The sequence below is a fragment of the Pseudomonas sp. C1C7 genome, assembly GCF_013359595.1.
Lineage (GTDB): Bacteria > Pseudomonadota > Gammaproteobacteria > Pseudomonadales > Pseudomonadaceae > Aquipseudomonas.
On sequence record NZ_JABFMP010000006.1, the window covers coordinates 7,598 to 27,460 of the forward strand.

The 19,863-nt window shown below is 59.4% G+C and carries 12 protein-coding genes; 4 read left to right on the forward strand and 8 right to left on the reverse strand.

Going from position 1 to position 19,863, the window contains the following annotated elements; genetic code table 11:
- Positions 1-96 precede the first annotated feature (96 nt).
- From HNO86_RS06960 to HNO86_RS06970, 3 genes are all read right to left on the reverse strand, one after another.
- Positions 97-1,767 (reverse strand): ATP-binding protein, encoded by a 1,671-nt coding sequence (locus HNO86_RS06960; protein WP_175376278.1) that lies wholly within the window; start codon positions 1,765-1,767, stop codon positions 97-99.
- Positions 1,764-3,266 carry an ATPase domain-containing protein gene (locus tag HNO86_RS06965; protein ID WP_175376279.1) on the reverse strand — a complete coding sequence of 501 codons (1,503 nt, stop codon included), beginning with the start codon at positions 3,264-3,266 and terminating at the stop codon, positions 1,764-1,766. The genes HNO86_RS06960 and HNO86_RS06965 overlap by 4 nt, the downstream gene beginning before the upstream one ends.
- Before the next feature lie 147 nt (positions 3,267-3,413).
- Complete coding sequence (locus HNO86_RS06970; RefSeq protein WP_175376280.1) at positions 3,414-4,469, reverse strand: tetratricopeptide repeat protein; 1,056 nt, start codon at positions 4,467-4,469, stop codon at positions 3,414-3,416.
- A 320-nt stretch (positions 4,470-4,789) separates the two neighbouring features.
- Here HNO86_RS06970 and HNO86_RS06975 point away from each other — a divergent pair, with 320 nt between their 5' ends.
- The 4 genes from HNO86_RS06975 to HNO86_RS06990 all read left to right on the forward strand — a co-directional run bounded on the left by HNO86_RS06975 (position 4,790) and on the right by HNO86_RS06990 (position 12,423).
- The gene (locus tag HNO86_RS06975) at positions 4,790-9,001 is read left to right on the forward strand and encodes a hypothetical protein (RefSeq protein ID WP_175376281.1); all 4,212 of its coding nucleotides are present in this window, start codon (positions 4,790-4,792) and stop codon (positions 8,999-9,001) included.
- Positions 9,002-9,124: 123 nt separating this feature from the next.
- Positions 9,125-11,263, forward strand: coding sequence for an FUSC family protein (locus tag HNO86_RS06980; protein WP_175376282.1), 2,139 nt, complete (start codon positions 9,125-9,127; stop codon positions 11,261-11,263).
- Positions 11,253-11,453 carry a DUF1656 domain-containing protein gene (locus HNO86_RS06985; protein WP_175376283.1) on the forward strand — a complete coding sequence of 67 codons (201 nt, stop codon included), beginning with the start codon at positions 11,253-11,255 and terminating at the stop codon, positions 11,451-11,453. Before HNO86_RS06980 ends, HNO86_RS06985 begins: the two co-directional genes overlap by 11 nt.
- A gap of 4 nt (positions 11,454-11,457) precedes the next feature.
- Positions 11,458-12,423 (forward strand): HlyD family secretion protein, encoded by a 966-nt coding sequence (locus HNO86_RS06990; protein ID WP_175376284.1) that lies wholly within the window; start codon positions 11,458-11,460, stop codon positions 12,421-12,423.
- 127 nt (positions 12,424-12,550) lie between these two features.
- On the opposite strand, the gene HNO86_RS06995 is transcribed toward HNO86_RS06990, so the two are convergent.
- The 5 genes from HNO86_RS06995 to HNO86_RS07015 form a co-directional block, all read right to left on the reverse strand.
- A complete protein-coding gene (locus tag HNO86_RS06995; protein ID WP_175376285.1) occupies positions 12,551-13,972 on the reverse strand; it encodes an efflux transporter outer membrane subunit in 1,422 nt (473 codons plus the stop codon).
- On the reverse strand, positions 13,972-17,160 hold the full coding sequence (locus tag HNO86_RS07000) for an efflux RND transporter permease subunit (protein WP_175376286.1): 3,189 nt from the start codon (positions 17,158-17,160) through the stop codon (positions 13,972-13,974). The genes HNO86_RS06995 and HNO86_RS07000 overlap by 1 nt, the downstream gene beginning before the upstream one ends.
- A 15-nt stretch (positions 17,161-17,175) precedes the next feature.
- Positions 17,176-18,429, reverse strand: a complete 1,254-nt coding sequence (gene mexE, locus HNO86_RS07005) for a multidrug efflux RND transporter periplasmic adaptor subunit MexE (protein WP_175376287.1) — start codon at positions 18,427-18,429, stop codon at positions 17,176-17,178.
- Between the two features lie 566 nt (positions 18,430-18,995).
- On the reverse strand, positions 18,996-19,457 hold the full coding sequence (locus HNO86_RS07010) for a type II toxin-antitoxin system YhaV family toxin (RefSeq protein ID WP_175376288.1): 462 nt from the start codon (positions 19,455-19,457) through the stop codon (positions 18,996-18,998).
- The gene (locus HNO86_RS07015; RefSeq protein ID WP_110607479.1) at positions 19,457-19,774 is read right to left on the reverse strand and encodes a type II toxin-antitoxin system PrlF family antitoxin; all 318 of its coding nucleotides are present in this window, start codon (positions 19,772-19,774) and stop codon (positions 19,457-19,459) included. The genes HNO86_RS07010 and HNO86_RS07015 overlap by 1 nt, the downstream gene beginning before the upstream one ends.
- Between the last annotated feature and the right edge of the window lie 89 nt (positions 19,775-19,863).

The window sequence follows — 19,863 nt, forward strand, 5'->3', positions numbered from 1 at the left end:
CGGTGTTTGCGGTGTTTGCGGTGTTTGCGGTGTTTGCGGTGTTTGCGGTGTTTGCGGTGTTTGCAGTGTTTGCAGTGTTTCGGGAATGGTGGTGGATCAGGCCCTGACCATCTCCCGAACCTTCGCCGTCAACAGGTCGAAGGTGAACGGCTTGGTGATCATCTGCATGCCCGAATCAAGGAACCCGGCTCTTACCGCCGCGTGTTCGGCATAGCCGGTAATGAACAGCACCTTGAGCTGCGGCCGATGTTGCCGGCCGATTTCCGCCAGTTGCCGGCCGTTCATGCCCGGTAGCCCGACGTCGCTGATCATCAGGTCGATCCGTTGCTCCGATTCGAGAATCGGGATCGCGCCGTCGGCATCACCGGCTTCGACGAAGGCATAGCCCAGTTCGCTCAGCACCGTGCAAACCAGCACCCGCACCGCCGGATCATCCTCGACGATCAGCACCGTTTCGCCGTGTTGGGCGAACAGCGGGTGCGGATTCTCCACCGGTTGCGCCTCGGGCAGTTCGCCGCCGTAGCGGGGCAGGTACAGCCTGACCGTGGTGCCTTTTCCCACTTCACTCTCAATGGCGACATGCCCGCGCGATTGCTTGGTGAAGCCATAAATCATCGATAGCCCAAGCCCGGTGCCCTGGCCAATGGGCTTGGTGGTGAAGAACGGATCGAACACCCGATTGATCGTGGCTTGGGGTATGCCGCAACCGCTGTCGCTGACGCTGAGCACCACGTAATCACCGGGTTCGAGATTTTTGTGAAACTGCGTGAAGTCCGCATCCAGATACTGGTTCGATGTTCTCACCACCAGATGGCCGCCATCGGGCATGGCATCGCGGGCGTTGATCACCAGATTGAGCAGGGCGCTTTCCAGTTGATTGGGGTCGGCTTCGGCCACCCACAAGCGCTCGCTCAACTGCATGTCCAGGTGAATGCGTTCGTCGATGCTGCGCTGCAACAGCTCACCCATGGCCACCACCAGGGTGTTCATTTCCACGGGTTGCGAATCCAGGGACTGGCGACGGGAGAACGCCAGCAGTCGATGAGTCAAGCCGGCGGCGCGGTTGGCGGAGGTCACGCCCAGATCGATCAGGCTTTCCAGATCGTCCAGGCGCCCCCGGGCCAGGCGTCGGCGCAGCAGTTCCAGGCTGCCGATGATGCCGGTCAGCATGTTGTTGAAGTCGTGAGCGATACCGCCGGTGAGCTGGCCGACCGCTTCCATCTTCTGCGACTGGCGCAACACCTCTTCGTTATGGCGCAACTGGGCGGTGCGCTCTTCGACCTGCTGCTCCAGGGTTTCCAACGTGTTTTTCAGGCGCAACTCGCTTTCGCTCAGGTCCACCAGCCGGTCCCTGGCCTCGTATTGTCTCCGGCGACCACGCAAGGCGGCAGTCACCAGACTGATCAGCGTCACCGGATGAAAAGGGCGCTCAAGAAACGTGACGTTGCCCAGATATGTGCCGAAACGCGAGGCCGGGCTCTGTTCCGGACCGCCATGGTGGGTGAACAGGACGATCGGCAGGTCGGACCAGGCCGGTTGCTGTTCGATGAACCGCAGCAACGGCTCGAGATCCTGGCCGAGCAACGCCTCCAGCGCCAGCAGCAGCAAACCCGCGCCTTGCTCGAGTTCATGACAGAGGCCGGCCAGATCCCGGGTGATGACCCCGTCGAAACCCGCTTCGTTGAGAATCATCAGCGCAATCTGGCTGTCGCGCCCCTGCGGCGCAAGAATGATCGCGCGCTCGGACGTGGCGTTCTGCGTCGTCACTGGTGAACATCCTGGAGCAACGGACTGCCCGAACCCACATAGGTCGGGATACCCCGCAGTACGCCCTGGAAGGCCTCAAGCGGTTCACCGATGGTCATGCCTTGCGTGCTGATCTGGTATTCACGGATGGTCGACTCGTGGCTGCCGGTGCGTTTCTTGATGATGGAAATGGCCCGGCGCACCTTGCCCAGCGCTTCGAAGTAACGCAGCAGAATCACTGTATCGGCCAGGTAGGTGATGTCCACCGGCGCCTGCATGTCTCCGACCAGACCATGCTGGGCGACGGTCATGAAGGTCGCGGCGCCCTTGCGGTTCAGGTACAGCAACAGCTCGTGCATGTGCAGCACCAGGGCATTTTCCTCGGGCATCGCCGCCTGATAGCCGTTGAGGCTGTCGATCACCACGGTTCTGATCTCGCCCTGATCCACGGCGCGCCGCACCCGATGGGAGAACTCGCCGGGGGACAGCTCGGCGGCGTCCACTTGCTCGATCAGCAGGTTGCCGCTGGCTTGCAACGCCTCAAGGTCGATACCGAGGTTGTTCATCCGCTCGAACAGCAGACCAAGCTCTTCATCGAACACGAACAACGCGGCTTTTTCACCGCGCGCCACGGCTGAGGCGGCGAAGATCAGGGCAATCAGCGATTTGCCGGTGCCCGCAGGGCCGAGAATCAGGGTGCTGGACCCGGTCTCGATGCCTCCGCCAAGCAGCGAGTCCATCTGTGCGATGCCGCTGGTCAACTGCTCGCGCAGGTAGACACCGCGGTGTTCGGCAGCCACCAGGCGGGGGAAGACATGCACGCCATCGCCCATGATGGTGAAGTCATGAAAGCCGCCGCGGTACTTCTGCCCGCGGTACTTCACCACACGGACCCGCCGCCGCTCGGCGCCGTAGTTGGGGGTCAACTCCTCAAGGCGAATCACCCCGTGGGCCACGCTGTGCACGGTCTTGTCGAGCAGTTCGGTGGTCAGGTCGTCCAGCAGCAGGACGGTGGCGTCGTAGCGCACGAAGTAGTGCTTGATCGCAAGGATCTGCCGGCGATAGCGCAGCGAACTCTGCGCCAGCAAACGGATTTCCGACAGGCTGTCGAGCACTACACGGGTGGGTTTGAAGCGCTCGACCACTTCGAAAATCTGCTTGGTGGCTTCCCCCAGCTCAAGGTCCGAGGAATACAGCAGGGTCTGCTGTTGTTCGGCGTCGAGCAGGTTTTCCGGCGGCGTCAGCTCGTAGATGTGGATGTTTTCCGACAGTTCCCAACCGTGGGAACGCGCACCCTGGCGCAGTTCGCGCTCGGTTTCGGACAGGGTGATGTACAGCGAGCGCTCGTCGGCCTGGGCGCCAGCCAGCAGAAACTGTAAAGCGACGGTGGTCTTGCCGGTGCCCGGCTCGCCTTCGAGCAGGAACACATGGCCGCGGGACAGCCCGCCATCGAGGATGTCGTCCAGGCCTTCAATCCCGGTGGCGGCTTTTTCGCTGATCAAAGCGTTGGATGTAGTCAAGAAATGGCCCTCTCATGAACAGGGATATGAGGCAGCAGGCATGGGCGCCTGATTGGACTGCCTGTCTGTCTTGACCGTTGGTCGTCATGAGCGTTCAACATTTTATGACGGGATGTTCCCTGTTTTTTCGCCAGGAACGAGCGGGCGTTACAGACCTTGCTGCAGGGCCGGATCATCAGGATTGAGCTGTTCCAGCTGCGCCAGCAATATCTGCACGTTCTGCAACTGCCCGCTTTCCTTCCAGTAATTGATCAGCAGCACCCGAGCCCGGCGGTCGTTGGGATGACGCTGGACGATTTCCTGCAGCTGCTTCTGCGCCGCCTCCAGTTCCTGTTCACCGTGCAGGGTGGTAGCCAGGTCATAGCGGTAATCCTTGTTGTTCGGCTCAAGCTCAACGGCCTTGGACAAGCCTAGCAGGGCAAACTCGCTCTGGCCGTGATGCAGCAGCCACAGGCCCAGGGCATGTTGCAAATAGGCGGAATCGGGCTGCGCCTTCAGCTGCCTGGCCAGCAATTCACGGGCTGCTTCGCTCTGGCCCTGACGGTCCAGCACATCGATCTGCATCACCAGCGCGGGCAGGTTGTCCGGCGCCAGCTGCAAGGCCTTGTCCAGTTCCTGCTGCGCCTGCTTGAGTTCGGCGTTGTGCAGATACAGGCGCGCCAGCTGGTAGTGATTTTCGGCACTCTGCGGAGCGTTGTTGAGCACCTTCTGCCAGGCATCGATGGCCTGTTCCAGCGGGCCGAAATACAGGCCGAGATCATCCGGCGACAGCCCCAGCAACGCATTGACCGCCGCCAGCCGCACGTCCTGATCGCTGTCATCGAGCAACGGCCCGAGCAACAGGCTGCGCTGTCCGCTGGGCACCAGGGCGCTGATGCTCTTGATCGCCGCGATACGCACCTGGGGCGCCTCGTGCTGCAAATCCGCATCCGCCAGCTTCAGCGCCACCGAGCTTGGGTAGTTGGGCAGTTCGGCATGCAGCCAGACCCGGCGCTTGGGCGAAATGTCCGGACGCCCCAGTTGCTGATAAAGCACCCGCGCGGCGCCCGGCTGACCATTGCGGGCCGCCGTCAACGCTTCGCTGAAACCGCGCTTGATCGCCTCGGGCACTACCGGCGCGGTGCTGCGCATGAAAAACCACCCAAGGCCAACGACAAACAGGGCGCAGAGGCTGATAAGCAGAAAACGGCGGGACTTTGGCATGCAGAATCCGGGGGCTGAGGCAAATGCAAAAGAGTGTCAGCTTTGATCAGTCGGGGTCAGGAGTCAAACCTTGGATGGCTCAAGGCCGGGGCCCGGGTTACTGAGCGGCGTTGTCGTAAGCGTTTTTTGCAAGATGCTTACCGTGCACAGCGTCAGGCTTCGAAACTGACCCAGTTGAAATGGAAGCTCACATAGTGCTCCCCGCTCTTAACGCAACAAGCGTAAGACACCCGTCGCCGATGCCTCAGTCCGCCAATGACCAAAGACCGCAAACTTCACTCTCCACGTCGCTTCTGCGGGCCGCGAACAGTCCCCACGGCATGTCCGATCTCCGTGCCAGCGCGCCCACAGCATGCACTGGATCGAATGCAGACATTCCTCCTCCGGTACACGCGGAACGCAGATTCAAAATCAATCCGGACTTTATCGATCAGCGCGCTCTTGAATCTCAATGGTCGTCACTTCTAGAGCAGCTGGAGACGCAAATACTTGATGAGAAGGATGTAGAGGCAGTCCTGCGCAGCGGGATTCTGCGAACAGACACGGGCAAAGCCATAGTGGGGCTGTTTGTGGAGGCGGTGATGCGTTCGGTCGGGCCGCTTGGATCGCTGGACCGCGCTCGTCTGAAAGAAATTTTCGAGGTGCTCTTCCGTTTAGAGCCTGATCAATGGCAGGCCGCGTTGGGAGAAAACTTTGGTTTTTCGGGTGGAAAAAATTACGAAGGATTCAAGGGATTCGTTCAGTCAATACTGGATCGTTCAAGTGCGCAGCGGGACGAGCGAATTGCCAACAATGAGTTGCTTTCGGATGCTCACTATGAGGCTCTGAAAACGCTCGCGAAAAAGGGCCGGCAATACATTCGTTCGACTGATGGCAACGTCGACAGCGCACTGATGATGCTGGAAGACGCCCGTGAACTGCGGCCTTCTCCAAAAGTTGCGTATGCACAGTTGGTAACGTTTATCCGCCAGCTCGAAGAGGAGGATGTAAAGCGTGTGCGATGGTCAGAGCATTATGTGAGGGAGGTCAGGGCCCTGCGTGATCAGGTCAAGCCCGATGACGAGGTAAAACCGACCTGGTTGGAGTGGATGATCGGTTCCAGTTGGTGGGAAAGTCTGTTCGATGGCCCGGTTAAATCGTCGGGGTCCATGAACCCGTCACAAGCGCCGGTTGATGGCCCAAACTGGCTGCTTTCGGGCCTGCAGCGGTTTGAACGTAGCGCCGACTTTTACTCGAACATCAGCACGACGGGACCGCGTATCCCCGAGAGCTTTGCTGGCAAACTCTTATATGTCTGCAACGCACTGGAAACATTCGCAGCCTTGAGGTTGGACAGTAGCCAAATCTCTGCCGTTCGACCTGCCCCGGTTGTCGCTGAAAACTCAGTCCGGCCAGATCCCGAGCCCAACAGCGACGCCTGGAAAAATGGCGGGTCCGATATTGCTGCATCGCCTTTCGTGCCGACTGCGGGTCAACCGCAAACCAGCAACCACACTGACCCTCTGGTGACGCTCACACAGTTCATTGCAAAAGCAGATGAGTTGTTTACCCGCAATTTGGTGCCGTGGAGCACCGCCAGTGCTGTCGACCTGGAACCGAACGATGTGGTGATCGAGATGAAGGAACTACTGAGACCGGTCTACCAATCTACAACCGCGGTATTAAACGACCAGCCGCCCGTTATGGAGGTTGTCAGGGAGCAGGTACAGGGCTTTCTCGAGCGGATGGTCGCCAGGCTGGTCAGCAACGGCGCGGCAGCCTGGAGCAGCGGGGGTGCATTGGTTGAACGCAATGCCGGTCGTGCCGCGGGTGCTTTCGCGGCTTATATGGTTGTCAGCAACTTTTACGCCTATTGGTTTGAACCTGAGCCAGAAGACATGGTTGATCCTTTGCAAGGGCTGGAACCGTACCCGGACGCTGCATCTGACAAAGAGTCGGTCATTCATGAATACTTGGTCGAAGGTCTGGAGGATCTATTTGAAGAAGAACCGGATTTTGCAGATGAAGTAAAAAGATTGATCAGTGAGTCAGATTACGATGACCCCGCCGACGATCCACAGTTGGTTGAGAACATCGGGGCGCTATTACAGCAACCTGTTCCTAGTCTCCGGAACATGACCTATCGGGACTACGTGCACGAAATTGCTTTAGATGCTTCAGATCAGTTTGAAGAGTTAGATAACGGGTCAACGGCCCCGGATGAGGCTACAGCCGCTACCAACCCGGTCACGACCGAAGCAATGGCCGTCGTCCGCAGTCGTCGTAGTGCTGATGAATATCTGGAATCTTCAAAGGCAGGCGTGTCTGAATTGAATTGTGCCGGTTTGCTGATTGAAGCGGGACAGCGTGCATTGGACGCCGAGATTTCTGTGCAGTCGGGGGAGCAGATCGCACCCGGTGTCACAATCGATCAGGGCGCTGACAAAATTTTTGATGCTTGGATGTCTTTGAAAACCATCTCTGATCTTCAATTTTTTATTAATTCGACAATTGATAAGGCCGTCGCCGATTCCAACCTGCCTAAAAATCTGAAGTCGGCGTTTAATGTAAATACACGAATTAACGTGGAGTTCAGATTGCGCAGAGGTGCGCTGGAAGATCATAAGCCGCTTTATGCGTCGAGACGTACATCATTTACGTTGGCGGAGTTGTTCGCAGGGCAACATGAGAAGTACAGGAAAACCCGCGAAGAAATTCATGTTCAGTGGCCAGCTGGCTGTACGGCAGAGTTCAAAAATATAGTCGCTTCAAATGATTTTGAGGCGCTCTATAAGGAAAAAGTGCATCGGGTAACCTCACAGCCGGAAATGGTCGAACTTTGGGTGGCAGTAAAAAAATTTGAACTGGAAGAAACGCTCGGGAGCTATTTGAATGGGACGGGACAAACAGAGGCAGGCAGAAATATTGCCAATGCCTATCTGAATGGCCATGCCATGGTGGGAACCATAGACATCCGCAGTGGCTTCTTGAGTGATGTTGATCATGTCGTCAATGCCATTCATTTGACGATTCCAGGCAGTGAGACTGGATTATTCGTTTTTCTGGGACAAAATAGTACGGTCATTGAACAATCCATTTTTTTATTTGATAAGGGAGGGCGATCCATCGAGGAGTTTCCGATGCTTCGTGAAGCGTTGTCCAGACGGATCACCCTGAAATCCTTTCTGTCGCGTGACGAGGATGACTTCAAATTCAATCAAGGAAAACTTGAAGCTAGAAGTCGGCCATGGTGGGAGAAGATTGTGCCTGACATTCTCTTTGTAACAAGGAAAGTAAAACTTCCCTATAGGCCCATAATGATTGAGTGGGCAATGAGTGTTGAAAACGACTCCTTTAAGAAACTGTATCTAAGAACGGTTGAAAAAGTACTCTCAGATATAGACACAGTAAGCTCGACTAAAAGTGAGCGCCTTACAGATACACTACTGGAATTGTGTGCTGACTCACTAGCGATGTTCTCAATGATCGCCGGGCCAAAGGGCGGCGCTGTGGCGAAAGGTCTGGCGCTGATGTTTGGTCTGGGTTCCGCGGGAGCGACTTTCGGCCGAGCGCTGGTGGAAGACGACCCACAACGGTCCGATCAACACGAGGCTAGCGCACTAAGAGGGGCAATTTTCGCGGTAGCCGGGCCCTACCTTGGCAAGCTGTTGGGTACAACAATATCCAATTCCCTGAACTCCCGCATCACTGCAACAGTCCTCCAACGCCTCAACTCTGCGGGTCAGATTCCTGCAGGCGTCATGAAGCATCTTCTGAAATACAAAGGGGTGCCGGAAGTTGTTATCCACGCGGCCAGAAAAATTCCTAAGTGGATTTCGCCAGTCGTAAAGAATCCAGAGAAAAACATAAGCAGAATGGAAAGAAAATTTAGAAGTATACGGACTGTAAAGTTGTTGAATCGCTTAAAAAACGGCCCTGAAGTCGCACAAAAGTTAATGAACAAAAAGAGTCATGTTTATTTTGCTGGGGATAAAGATGGGTACGTGTACAAAGGATTTGTCATGCGTGGTGACGCGCGGCCACCCACGGAGATTTTCAAAGATGGCTTCAAACTCCGAACGCCGATCACGGATGTTAAACAGGTAAACGGTATGAACGGCGGCTTTGGTGGTGGAAAGAACGCGCTGGACCCGGACGGCATGGGCATTTCGACCTCTGCCATTTATAAGGATGGCGGTGTCGGCGCTTTCCATTATGGTGGCGGGCGAGGGGGATACACTTATGTGATTGATGGCAGAAGCATGAAAGGCTATGACTTGTACAGGAATCAAAACTTTGCCTCTGCGAATCCATTGAAAACTGGTTTCAGACCGTTAGAAATTAATTATGGAGAGAACATCCCCGGCTCGAAAATTCTTGGAGCTTATACCCCTAAGGGTGTCTTCATACCTAATCCCGACGCCCTCAAGAGCAGCATTGCAGCCAGCACTCCTGTTCCGGTCGTGAAAAATGTAGCACTTCCACTACCGCTGATACGGCTTGTGAACAACTCTACCTCCTCTCTCAACTCTCCGGGCCCTAACTTCCTGTAGCAGTGCGATTGCGTTAGTGGTCATTCATGCACAAGCAGGTTGATCGACTGCCTGATCAGTGAAATCTGTCTAGGCTCTCAAGCAGTGACTACGCTTGCTGGACAGCAGTCCACGAGTGCTCCCATGCAAGCGCTACTGCAATACTTCAAGGCAATCATCCACCCCAGCCCCTGGGTGTTGCTGTTTGCCTTGAGAACCATCACCGCCGGCTTGTTGACCCTGTACCTGGCCTTCCTGTTCGATCTTGAGCAACCCAAGTGGTCGATCATGGCCGTGGTCATCGTCAGCCAGCCCTTGGCCGGCATGGCCTTGGCCCGCAGTTTTGGCCAAGTGATCGGCACCACAGTGGGCGCGGCGGTGGCGGTGGTGATCATGGCGCTGTTTCCCCAGGCGCCGGTGCCGTTCCTGATTACTCTGTCGTTGTGGCTGGCACTGTGTACCGCCGGCGGCACCCTGTTGCGCTACACCAGCTCCCAGGCATTCGTGCTCAGCGGCTACACGGCGGTGGTGGTGGGTTTGTTGGCCGTGCCCGATCAGGATGGCACCTTCCTGCTGGCCGTGACCCGCGTGACCGAGACGCTGCTGGCGGTCGCCTGTGTCTGTGTCGTGAGCCTGCTGACCGCGCGCCCGGAAGCGGTGGCCAAGGACTATTTCGCCCGGATCGATCAAGTCATCAAATTGCTCGCAACCCATGCCTGCGCGGTCATTCGTACCGAAGAAAGCGAAGAAGATTTCAACCGTCGGCAGATGCAGCTGCTCGGGCAGATCAGTGCGCTGGAAGGCGTGCGACGACATTTGTATTACGACGCACCGCGTTTGCGCAGTGCCGACGATCTGGTGCAATTGCTCGGCAATCAACTGCTGTTACTGACGGCGCGGCTGACAGCCTTGCGCCACCAGCGTGAACTGTTGCTGGCGCGCTGGCAGGGAAAGATCCCCGACGAAATCCAGCACCTGTTGGGCGAGGAACTGGTGTTTCTCGACGCCCTGGCTCAACAGGGGCGAGCGTTGTCCAGCGAGCAGCGACATCAGTTTGTCACCTTGCAACAGCGTTTCGATGCATTGGCTTACCGTGCCGAACAGCTCACCGAACCCTTGAAACCCACCTTGCGCTCGTTGTCATGGTCACTGCGCTGGGAGCAGGCGCGCATGCTGCAGCAGCTGGAAACCATCCTGGAACTGGCCGATGCGATCCAGAGCGGACGCAAGGCCAGCAGCCTGTATCGCGGCCAGACCAACCCGTTGCACCTGGATTTCACCCTGGCGGCGATGAACGCGATTCGTGCCTATTGCGCGCTGATGGTGGCGGGCCTGATCTGGATCGAGACCGGCTGGGACGGCGCCCGGGGCGGGATGATCGTGACCGGAATCCTATGCTCGCTGATGGCGACGTTCCCCCGACCGCTGATGGCGGCCCAGAGCTTCGCAAGGGGATTGGGAATCGCGCTGGTGGCCTCGGCGGTGCTGCAATTCGCGCTGGTGCCGATGATCAGTGATTTCGAGCTGTTGGCCTTGCTTTTGGCGCCGTTGCTGTACGCGGTCGCCGTAGGACTGTCGACCCCGCCGACCACCGGCACCGGTATCGGCCTGGGGCTGATTACGCTGTTGATGCTGGGGCCGCAGAACACCGGCATTGGGCAGAACACGGCGATCCAGTGGTTCGAATTCGCCGGCGCCTATGTCTGCGCCGCGACACTGGCGCTGAGCGTGTATGCGCTGATCTTTCCCTTTCGGCCGGTGCTGCGCATTCGTCGTTTGCATCAGGAGAATTGCGAGCAGGTCTACGCCTTGATCAAGGTCTCGCCCACCGATCAGAACCAGTTCGCCTTCGAAAGTCGCATGGTCGACCGCCTGACCATGATGCTGGGGCTGCTGCCGGCCATTCAGGACAAGGCGGCGCGGGATCTGTTTCAGGTCAGTCTGGGTTGCCTGGCGCTGGGCATTGCCTTGAACCAGCTCAGGCAGCAGTCGCAGAACAACGTTTTACTGAGCCCGCAGATGCAGACCCGGCTCACGACCACCGTCCGCGAAACAGGGCGGCTGGTGGCCGGGCGGCCGGACATTGAGGTCGATCGCGTGCTTGGCGATCTGCATGCCTTGGGCGATGAACTCGATACGTTGCACTCCAGCGTGCATGAACATTTGTGGTCGGTGTTCCGCATGCGCGTGGCGCTGTTGATCGTGGTGTCGTTCCTCGAGCGCCATCGACGCCACTTCGAACCGGTCATCACGCAGCGGGAGGTACCCAGCCTTGCCCATTGATCTGGAACTGGGCGGTGTCTACCTGCCGCCGATTGCCCAGGCGCTGCTGCTGGGTTTGCCGATTTTCCTGGTGCTGGACTGGATTCTGCGGCGCGTCGGCGTGTTGCAGTTCGTCTGGCATGAAGCCTTGTTCGAAGGCGCCTTGTACGCCTGTGTGTGTGCGACGCTGATTCTGCTGATGGGAGCCTGATGCCTTGAAGAAGATCCTTGCCCAACTCACGACACTGGCGGTGGTGGCGCTGGCATTCGTGCTCGGCTGGTTCGCCTGGGAGCACTACACCCGGGCGCCCTGGACCCGGGATGCGCGGGTGCGGGCCGATGTGGTGACCCTGTCCGCCGATGTGGCCGGGCGCATCGTCAACCTGGGCGTGCAGGATAACCAGCACGTGGAGAAGGGCCAGTTGCTGCTGGAAATCGACCCCTCGCGTTATGCCCTGGCGGTGGATCACGCCAGGCGTTCGGTGGAGGTGGCCAAGGCTTCGCTGGGGCAATCGGAGGCCACTATCGTTTCCAGTCAGGCGTTGCTGCGTCAGCGCCAGAGTGAGGAACGGCGGCGCCGGACGCTCAAGGAGCGTTCGGCGATTTCCGGGGAGGAGTGGGAAAAGTCCAGCACCGAGGTCGCGGTGGCCCAGGCCGATCTGTTGCGTAACCAGGCCAACCTGGGGTTCGCCCAGGCCAACGTGCAACTGGCAATCGCCGCGCTGGCCGAGGCCGAGCACGATCTGGAGCGGACCCGGGTCGAATCGCCGGTCAGCGGTTACGTGACCAATCTGCTGACCCGTCAGGGCGATTACGCCACGGCCGGTGGGCCCTTGGTGGCACTGGTGGACAGCGATTCGTTTTACGTCAGCGGTTACTTCGAAGAAACCAAGCTGCCGCGAATAGGCGAGGGCGATCGGGTGGATATCGAGTTGATGAGCGGCGAGCGCTTCGGCGGCACCGTGGAAAGCATCGCCTTCGCCATCGCCGACCGCGAAAACCTCCCGGGCGGGCGCCTGCTGGCCAACATCAACCCCAGCTACACCTGGGTCAAACTGGCCCAGCGGGTGCCGGTGCGGATCAGGATCGATGCCGATTACGAAGGCAAGGACAAACTGCGGGCGGGAACGACAGCCACAGTGACCGTCCAGGAAGCCCGCCATTCCGAAAATCCCCCATGAACCCCGTGGGAGCGAGCAAGCCCCACATTGCATTTGGGCAGGCCAAAAAAAGCCCCGCGACCATTCAGGTCGCGGGGCAAGGAATTTGGTTGGTTGCGGCCAACCAAAGGAGCTCTGTGAAGGCCGGTTACTTGCTGGCAACGGTCTCCGGTTGCCAGCCGCCGCCGAGGGCCTTGTAGATGGCGACGATGCCGCGATACAGATCGATCTCCGCCAGGGCCTGGGTGTCTTCGGCCGCCAGGCGTTCACGCTGTGCGTCGAGCAGCACGAGGAAGTCCGACGAACCTTCGCGATAGCGAATCTCGGCCAGATCAGCTGCAGAACGACTCGACTCACTCTGACGAATCAGCGAAATCAAACGCTGTTGGCGCTTGTTGTAGTCGCTGAAGGCGTTTTCCGATTCTTCCAGCGCCAGCAACACCTGCTGTTCGTAGGTCGCCAGGGCGCCTTCGGCGTCGGCGTCGGCACCGCGGATGCGGGCTTTCACGCTGCCCAGGTCAAACGCCGCCCAGGTGATGCTCGGGCCCAGCGCCCAGGCGTTGGCCGCCGAGGAACCGATCTGCGAGCCACGCCCGGCGGTCCAGCCGAGGAAGCCGCTGAGGCTGACCCGCGGGAACAGATCCGCCTTCGCCACGCCGATCCGCGCCGTGGCCGAGGCCAGTTTGCGTTCGGCGCTGAGGATGTCCGGACGACGTTGCAGCAGCTCACCCGGATCACCGATCGGCAAGGCCTTGGCAATCGCCGGCAGGTCTTTCGGGCTCAGGTCCACGGTCAACTTGTCCGGGCGCTCGCCCAGCAGGGTGGCGATGCGGTTCTTCTGCCTTACCTGTTCGGCCTGCAATTGCGGCACGCTGGCTTCCACCGAAGCCAGGCGCGCGTCGGCACGCTCCACGTCGAGCTGATCGCCCACGCCGGCATCACGCAGGCTGATGGTGATCTTGCGCGACTCCTGCTGGTTCTGCAGGTTCGCCAGGGCGATCTTCTCCCGCAGCTGCGCACCGCGCAGCTGACCATAGGAGTCCACCAACTCGGCGATCATCGTCACTTGCAGCTGATACAGATCAGCCTCGAGTGCCTGTTGCTCGGCATCGGCCGATTCCAGATTGCGCTGGATACGGCCAAACAGGTCGATCTCCCACGCCATGTCCAGGCCCAGGTCGTAGCGTTCGCTGTTGACCCGGTTGGTGGTCTGCCCGGGAATCTGCCCCTTGCCCAGATCGCTGCTGGCCCGGCTGGTGACGGTCGGCATGGCGTCGTTGCTGACGTCATCGCGGATCGCCCGCGCCGCTTTCCAGCGGGCGAAGGCGACGCGCAGGTCACGGTTGCCCTTGAGCGATTCGGTCACCAACTGGTTGAGGGTCGGGTCCTCGAACTGCTGCCACCAGACACTTTGGAAGCGCGAGCGGTCGAAGTTCTTCTGACCCGAGGCGCCATCGGTCGCCGTGGTGATGTTGGCCGGCGCAGTGTCAGGGGTCTTGTAGTCCGGGCCGACGGCACAGGCGCTCAGCGCCAGTACCAGCAGGCTCGGCAGAAAGGCTTTCAGACTCATCAATGCGACTCCAGTTGCTGTTGCGGTTTCGGCGCCTTGGCCGCTTTGCGCGCTTCGCTGCGCTCCACAAAGTTGCGAATCAGTACGTAGAACACCGGCGTCAGCAACAGACCGAAGAAGGTCACCCCGAGCATCCCGGAGAACACCGCCACACCCATGGCGTGACGCATCTCGGCACCGGCACCGCTGGAGAACACCAGTGGCACCACACCCATGATGAACGCGAAGGAGGTCATCAGGATCGGCCGCAGACGCAGGCGGCAGGCTTCCAGTACCGCAGCCAGCGGGTTGAGACCTTCCAGCTGTTTGTCCTTGGCGAACTCGACGATCAGGATCGCGTTCTTACAGGCCAGCCCCACCAGTACGATCAGGCCGATCTGGGTAAAGATGTTGTTGTCGCCACCGGACACGATCACCCCGGTAATGGCCGACAGCAGCGTCATCGGTACGATCAGGATCACCGCCAGTGGCAGGCTCCAGCTTTCGTACTGGGCAGCGAGCACCAGGAACGCCAGCAGTACGCAGAGCGGGAACACGAACAGCGCGGTGTTGCCGGACAGAATCTGCTGGTAGGTCAGGTCGGTCCACTCGTAGGTCATGCCGTTTGGAAGTTCTTCCTTGAGCAGTTTCTCGATGGCGGCCTCGGCCTGGCCGGAGCTGTAGCCGGGAGCTGCGGCACCGTTGATTTCAGCGGTGATGAAGCCGTTGTAGTGCATCACACGGTCCGGCCCCGAGGTGTCGCTGACCTTGATGAAAGTCGCCAACGGGATCATCTCGCCCTTGTTGTTGCGCACTTTGAGCTGGCCGATCTGATCGGACTCCAGGCGGAACTGTTGCTCGGCCTGAACGTTGACCTGATAGGTGCGACCGAAGCGGTTGAAGTCGTTGGCATACAGCGAACCCAGGTAGATCTGCAGGGTGTCGAAGATGTCGCTGACCGCCACGCCGTGGGTCTTGGCTTTCTCGCGGTCGATGGCGGCATCGACCTGCGGCACGTTCACGGTGTAGCTGGTGAACAGGTTGGCCAGTTCCGGAACGTTATGGCTCTTGGCGATGACGTTCATGGTCTGCTTGTACAGCTCGTCGTAGCCCAGGTTGCCCCGGTCTTCGATCTGCAGGCGGAAACCACCGATAGTCCCCAGGCCCTGTACCGGCGGCGGCGGGAAGATCGCGATGTACGCACCCTGAATGTCGGCGAACTTGGCGTTCAGCGCGGCCGCAATGGCACCGGCCGATTCGCTCGGGTCCTTGCGCTCATCGAACGGCTTGAGCGGGGTGAACACGATGCCGGCGTTCGGGCTGTTGGTGAAACCGTTGATCGACAGGCCAGGGAAGGCCACCGAGTTGGCGACGCCGGGTTGCTTGAGGGCAATCTCGGACATCTGCTTGATCACTTCTTCAGTGCGATCCAGGCTCGCGGCGTCAGGCAGTTGGGCGAAGGCCACCAGGTACTGCTTGTCCTGGGCCGGTACGAAGCCGGTCGGCGTGCTGGAGAAACCGAAGTAAGTCAGCGCCATCAGGCCTGCGTACAGCAGCAGGGCGATGCCGCTGCCACGGATAACCCGGCGCACAGTGCCGACGTAGCCATGGCTGGCCTTTTCAAAGAATCGGTTGAACGGGCGGAACAACCAGCCACCGAAGATCTTGTCCAGGAATTTGGAGAAGCGGTCTTTCGGCGCATCGTGGCCCTTGAGCAACACCGCGGCCAGCGCTGGCGACAGGGTCAGCGAGTTGAAGGCCGAGATCACGGTCGAAATCGCGATGGTCAAGGCGAACTGCTTGTAGAACTGACCGGTGAGGCCGGAGATGAACGCGGCAGGTACGAACACCGCACACAGCACCAGCGCCGTGGCAATGATCGGGCCGGTCACTTCACCCATGGCCTTTTTGGTCGCTTCGAACGGTTCGAGCCCAAGTTCGATGTTCCGCTCGACGTTCTCCACCACCACGATGGCGTCGTCCACCACGATACCGATCGCCAGTACCAGGCCGAACAGCGACAGCGCGTTGAGCGAGAAGCCGAACAGGTGCATGACGGCAAAGGTACCGATCAGCGAGACCGGCACCGCCACCAACGGAATGATCGAGGCGCGCCAGGTCTGCAGGAACAGGATCACTACCAGCACCACGAGGATCAGCGCTTCGAAGAGGGTGTGAACCACCGCCTCGATGGAGCCGCGCACGAAGATCGTCGGGTCATAGACGATGCTGTAGTCCATGCCTTGCGGGAAGCCTTTCTTCAGCTCTTCCATCTTCGACCGAACTTCGTCGGAGATCTGGATGGCGTTGGAACCTGGGCGCTGGAAGATCGGGATCGCTACGGCCGGCTGGTTGTTCAGCAGGGAACGCAGGGCGTACTGGCTGGAACCCAGCTCGACGCGAGCGATGTCCTTCAGGCGGGTGATTTCACCGTTGTCGCCGGCACGGATGATGATGTTCTCGAACTCTTCCTCGGAGACCAGACGGCCCTGAGTGTTGATCGACAGCTGGAAGCTCTGGGCGCTCGGGGAGGGCGGCGCACCCAGTTGACCGGCAGCGACCTGACGGTTCTGTTCGCGGATCGCGGTGACGACGTCGGTGGCGGTCAGGTTGCGCGAGGCGGTCTTGTTCGGATCCAGCCAGACACGCAGCGAGTAGTCGCCCATACCGAACAGCTGCACGTCACCGACACCACCCAGGCGAGCCAGCTCGTCCTTGATGTTGAGGATCGCGTAGTTGGACAGGTAGAGCATGTCGTAGCGTTTGTCCGGCGAGGTCAAGTGCACGACCATGGTCAGGTCGGGCGATGCCTTGTCCACGGTGATACCGATGCGCGTCACTTCCTCGGGAAGCTTGGGTTCGGTCCGGGTCACGCGGTTCTGTACCTGCACCTGCGCATTGTCCAGGTCGGTGCCCAGGGCGAAGGTGATGGTCAGGGTGATCTTGCCGTCGGCGGTCGACTGCGAGGACATGTACAGCATGTTCTCGACGCCGGTGATGGCTTGCTCCAGGGGAGCGGCCACCGTTTCACCGATGACTTTCGGGTTGGCACCCGGGAAGTTGGCGCGCACCACCACGGTCGGCGGCACGACTTCCGGGTATTCGCTGATCGGCAACTGGAACAGCGAGATGGCGCCGGCGATCAGGATCAGCAGCGAGAGCACCGCTGCGAAGATCGGCCGGGTAATGAAGAATTTGGAAAAATTCATCGGAGTCGTTATCCCTTAACCGCGTGGAGTCACGGCAGCCACTTTCACAGCCGTACCCGGCGCGGCCTTGGCAGGCGCGACTTGGGGCAGGTTGCTGGCTTCCAGTGCTTGTCGTTGTTGCGCAAGAGCCGCGAGGGTCTGCTCGCTGGCCATCGGGATCACTTCAGGGGTCACCGGCGAGCCGGGACGCACCCGCTGCAGGCCCTTGACGATGATGGTGTCGTCCTTGTTCAGGCCGCTGCGCACGATGCGCAGGCCTTCGATCTTCGGACCCAGTTCGACGGGGCGGTAGGCGGTCTTGTTGTCACCGTCCATCACGATCACGAACTTCTTGCCCAGGTCAGTACCGACCGCTTCATCGTTGATCAGCATGGCGTTGTAGGTGCCGCTGCCCACCAGTTTCAGGCGTGCATACAGGCCCGGGGTGTAGCTGCCGTCGCTGTTGTCGAACACCGCACGACCGCGGATGGTGCCGGTCTTGGGGTTGACCTGGTTATCGACGAAGTTCATCTGGCCCAGGTGCGGGTTGCCGTCTTCGTTGGACAGGCCCATGTACACCGGCGTGGTAGCGCCGCGCTTGCCCTGGCGAGCGAGCTGGGTGTACTTGAGGAACACACGCTCGTCGGCGTCGAAGTAGGCGTAGACCTTGTCGGTGGAGACCACGCTGGTCAGCGCGGTGGTATCGGCGGTCACCAGGTTGCCGGCGGTGATTTCCGCACGGCTGACGCGACCGGCGATGGGCGCGGTGACGCGGGTGAAGCTCAGGTTAAGTTTCGCCAGGTCCAACTGGGCCTGAAGGGCGCCAACGGCGGCGCGGGCTTCCTGGGCGGCGCTGGTGCGCGAATCGGCCAGTTCGGCGGAGATCGCGTTGCTGGTGCGCAGACGCTCACCGCGTTGTGCTTCGTTTTCGCTGCGGGTGGCATTGGCGCGGGCTTGGGCCACCAGGGCCTCGAGGCGACGGACTTCAGCCTGGAACGGACGCGGGTCGATCTGGAACAGCAGGTCGCCTTTCTTGACCAACGCACCTTCGGTGAAGGCCACTTCATCGATCTGGCCGGACACCCGTGGACGGATCTCTACGGTTTCCGGTGCTTCGAGGCGACCGGTGAACTCGTCCCACTCGTTGACCGGTTGTTCCAGCACCTTGGCCACGCTGACCTTGGCGGCAGGCGGAGTTGCGGCCGATTGCGGCGCCTTGCCGCAAGCGCTCATCACCACCACGGCCAAGACGGCCAACGGGAAGCGCAAATGTTTGAATGACTGTTCCATGGATGCATCCGCCAATGTATTGAGATGGGCGAATGATGCTAGGCGGGCGGATATCGCACGAATCGAACGCGGCGAAGGTAACTATCATTCGGAATGATAGGAAGGCAGGGGTAGCTCTCTAGCCTGCGCCTTTTCACGGGGTGGGATCAATGGGTTTGGAGCAATTCAGTCTTTCCCAAACAACACAAATCCCCTGTAGGAGCGAATTCATTCGCGATGGAGGGCCAGGCACCACGGGCATGCAGGCAGCCAGCGTCATCGTTAACGACCATTGTAGGAGCCGAGCTTGCTCGCGATGGAGGTCCAGGCGCCGCGGGCATTCAGACAGCCAGCGTCATCGTTAACGACTATCGCGAGCAAGCTCGCTCCTACAGGGGGATGGCGTCAGGCGAGGCTATCGGGGTCGCCGAAGAACATTTGGACATCCATGCTAATCAACAAGTTATGAGTGGGAAATTGATTTTGTACCCGCAGATGTCCCCCTTTTTGCAGTGGTTGCGAGTGGACGATAGTGGACGCACTGAGGGGCGGTGTTGAACGTGCCATCACTCGCCAAAGCGTGCCGCTTATGCTTTGGGCTTGTCCCAGTCGCTACGCGTTGCAGTAATCAGCGCATCCCAGTCATCAGGAGGGTTGCCGCGGCCCAGCATCTTCTCGAATACGGCGTATGGATCGGATTTGCTGCCTGCGGACCGTAGGGTATTTTCGTCGTTGACCCATGCATAGACGATGACCTTGGATCTTGAGTCGTAGCGAAAGAACAGCCGAAAGCGCCTACCGATTTTTGCCCGCCGCCAATGTCGGTAGGCGGTGCCCAGCGTGTTGCCTTGGCGGAACTCATCACGGCCCGGGTCGGCTGGTACAGCCTCCATGATCAGATGGCTCAGTGCTCGAAACAGCTTGACGTTGGCGTTGCTTTCAAAACCCTGCGGGTCGTTCTGCTCGGCCCGGGTGGCGGCTACTTGCAATTTGCGTAGCTGTAAAGTCACACCTTCATGGAACAACAGTGTCCAGCCATGTCGCATCATCAGATTGCGACCTCACCGTCGATATCTTCGTCCAGGTTAACGGAGTGGTTTGCGTTGGCGAGCATGGTTTGCGCCAAGTCTTCCGGCAGGGTGGTGAGGTTGCGGCCGCCTCGGATATCTGCCTCCAGCAAACCCAGGAACGCACCGATGGCAGGGTCTTCGTGGGTGGTTTCTACGCGGCTGACCACGATTTCACCGCCTCGTACGTCGAATGCAATTTTGCCACCTGTGTCAATGCCCAGTAGCTGGCGAACGGATTTGGGCAGTGTGACCTGCCCCTTTGAGGTCAACGTGGCGATTTCGTGGATGGCAGGCATGAGTGTTCTCCGGATATACAGATTGAATGGTAAGGAATAATCCTTACGCAGTCAATCTTGGTTTCTGCTGATCAGGCACTAATAGGGTT

What these genes read in the sequence shown, in the direction of transcription:
- HNO86_RS06970 (WP_175376280.1), bottom strand. Translation starts at nt 4,469, where the DNA reads ATGCCAAAGTCCCGCCGTTTTCTGCTTATCAGCCTCTGCGCCCTGTTT.
- HNO86_RS06975 (WP_175376281.1), top strand. Translation starts at nt 4,790, where the DNA reads ATGTCCGATCTCCGTGCCAGCGCGCCCACAGCATGCACTGGATCGAAT.
- HNO86_RS06980 (WP_175376282.1), top strand. Translation starts at nt 9,125, where the DNA reads ATGCAAGCGCTACTGCAATACTTCAAGGCAATCATCCACCCCAGCCCC.
- HNO86_RS06995 (WP_175376285.1), bottom strand. Translation starts at nt 13,972, where the DNA reads ATGAGTCTGAAAGCCTTTCTGCCGAGCCTGCTGGTACTGGCGCTGAGC.
- HNO86_RS07000 (WP_175376286.1), bottom strand. Translation starts at nt 17,160, where the DNA reads ATGAATTTTTCCAAATTCTTCATTACCCGGCCGATCTTCGCAGCGGTG.
- mexE (WP_175376287.1), bottom strand. Translation starts at nt 18,429, where the DNA reads ATGGAACAGTCATTCAAACATTTGCGCTTCCCGTTGGCCGTCTTGGCC.
- HNO86_RS07010 (WP_175376288.1), bottom strand. Translation starts at nt 19,457, where the DNA reads ATGATGCGACATGGCTGGACACTGTTGTTCCATGAAGGTGTGACTTTA.
- HNO86_RS07015 (WP_110607479.1), bottom strand. Translation starts at nt 19,774, where the DNA reads ATGCCTGCCATCCACGAAATCGCCACGTTGACCTCAAAGGGGCAGGTC.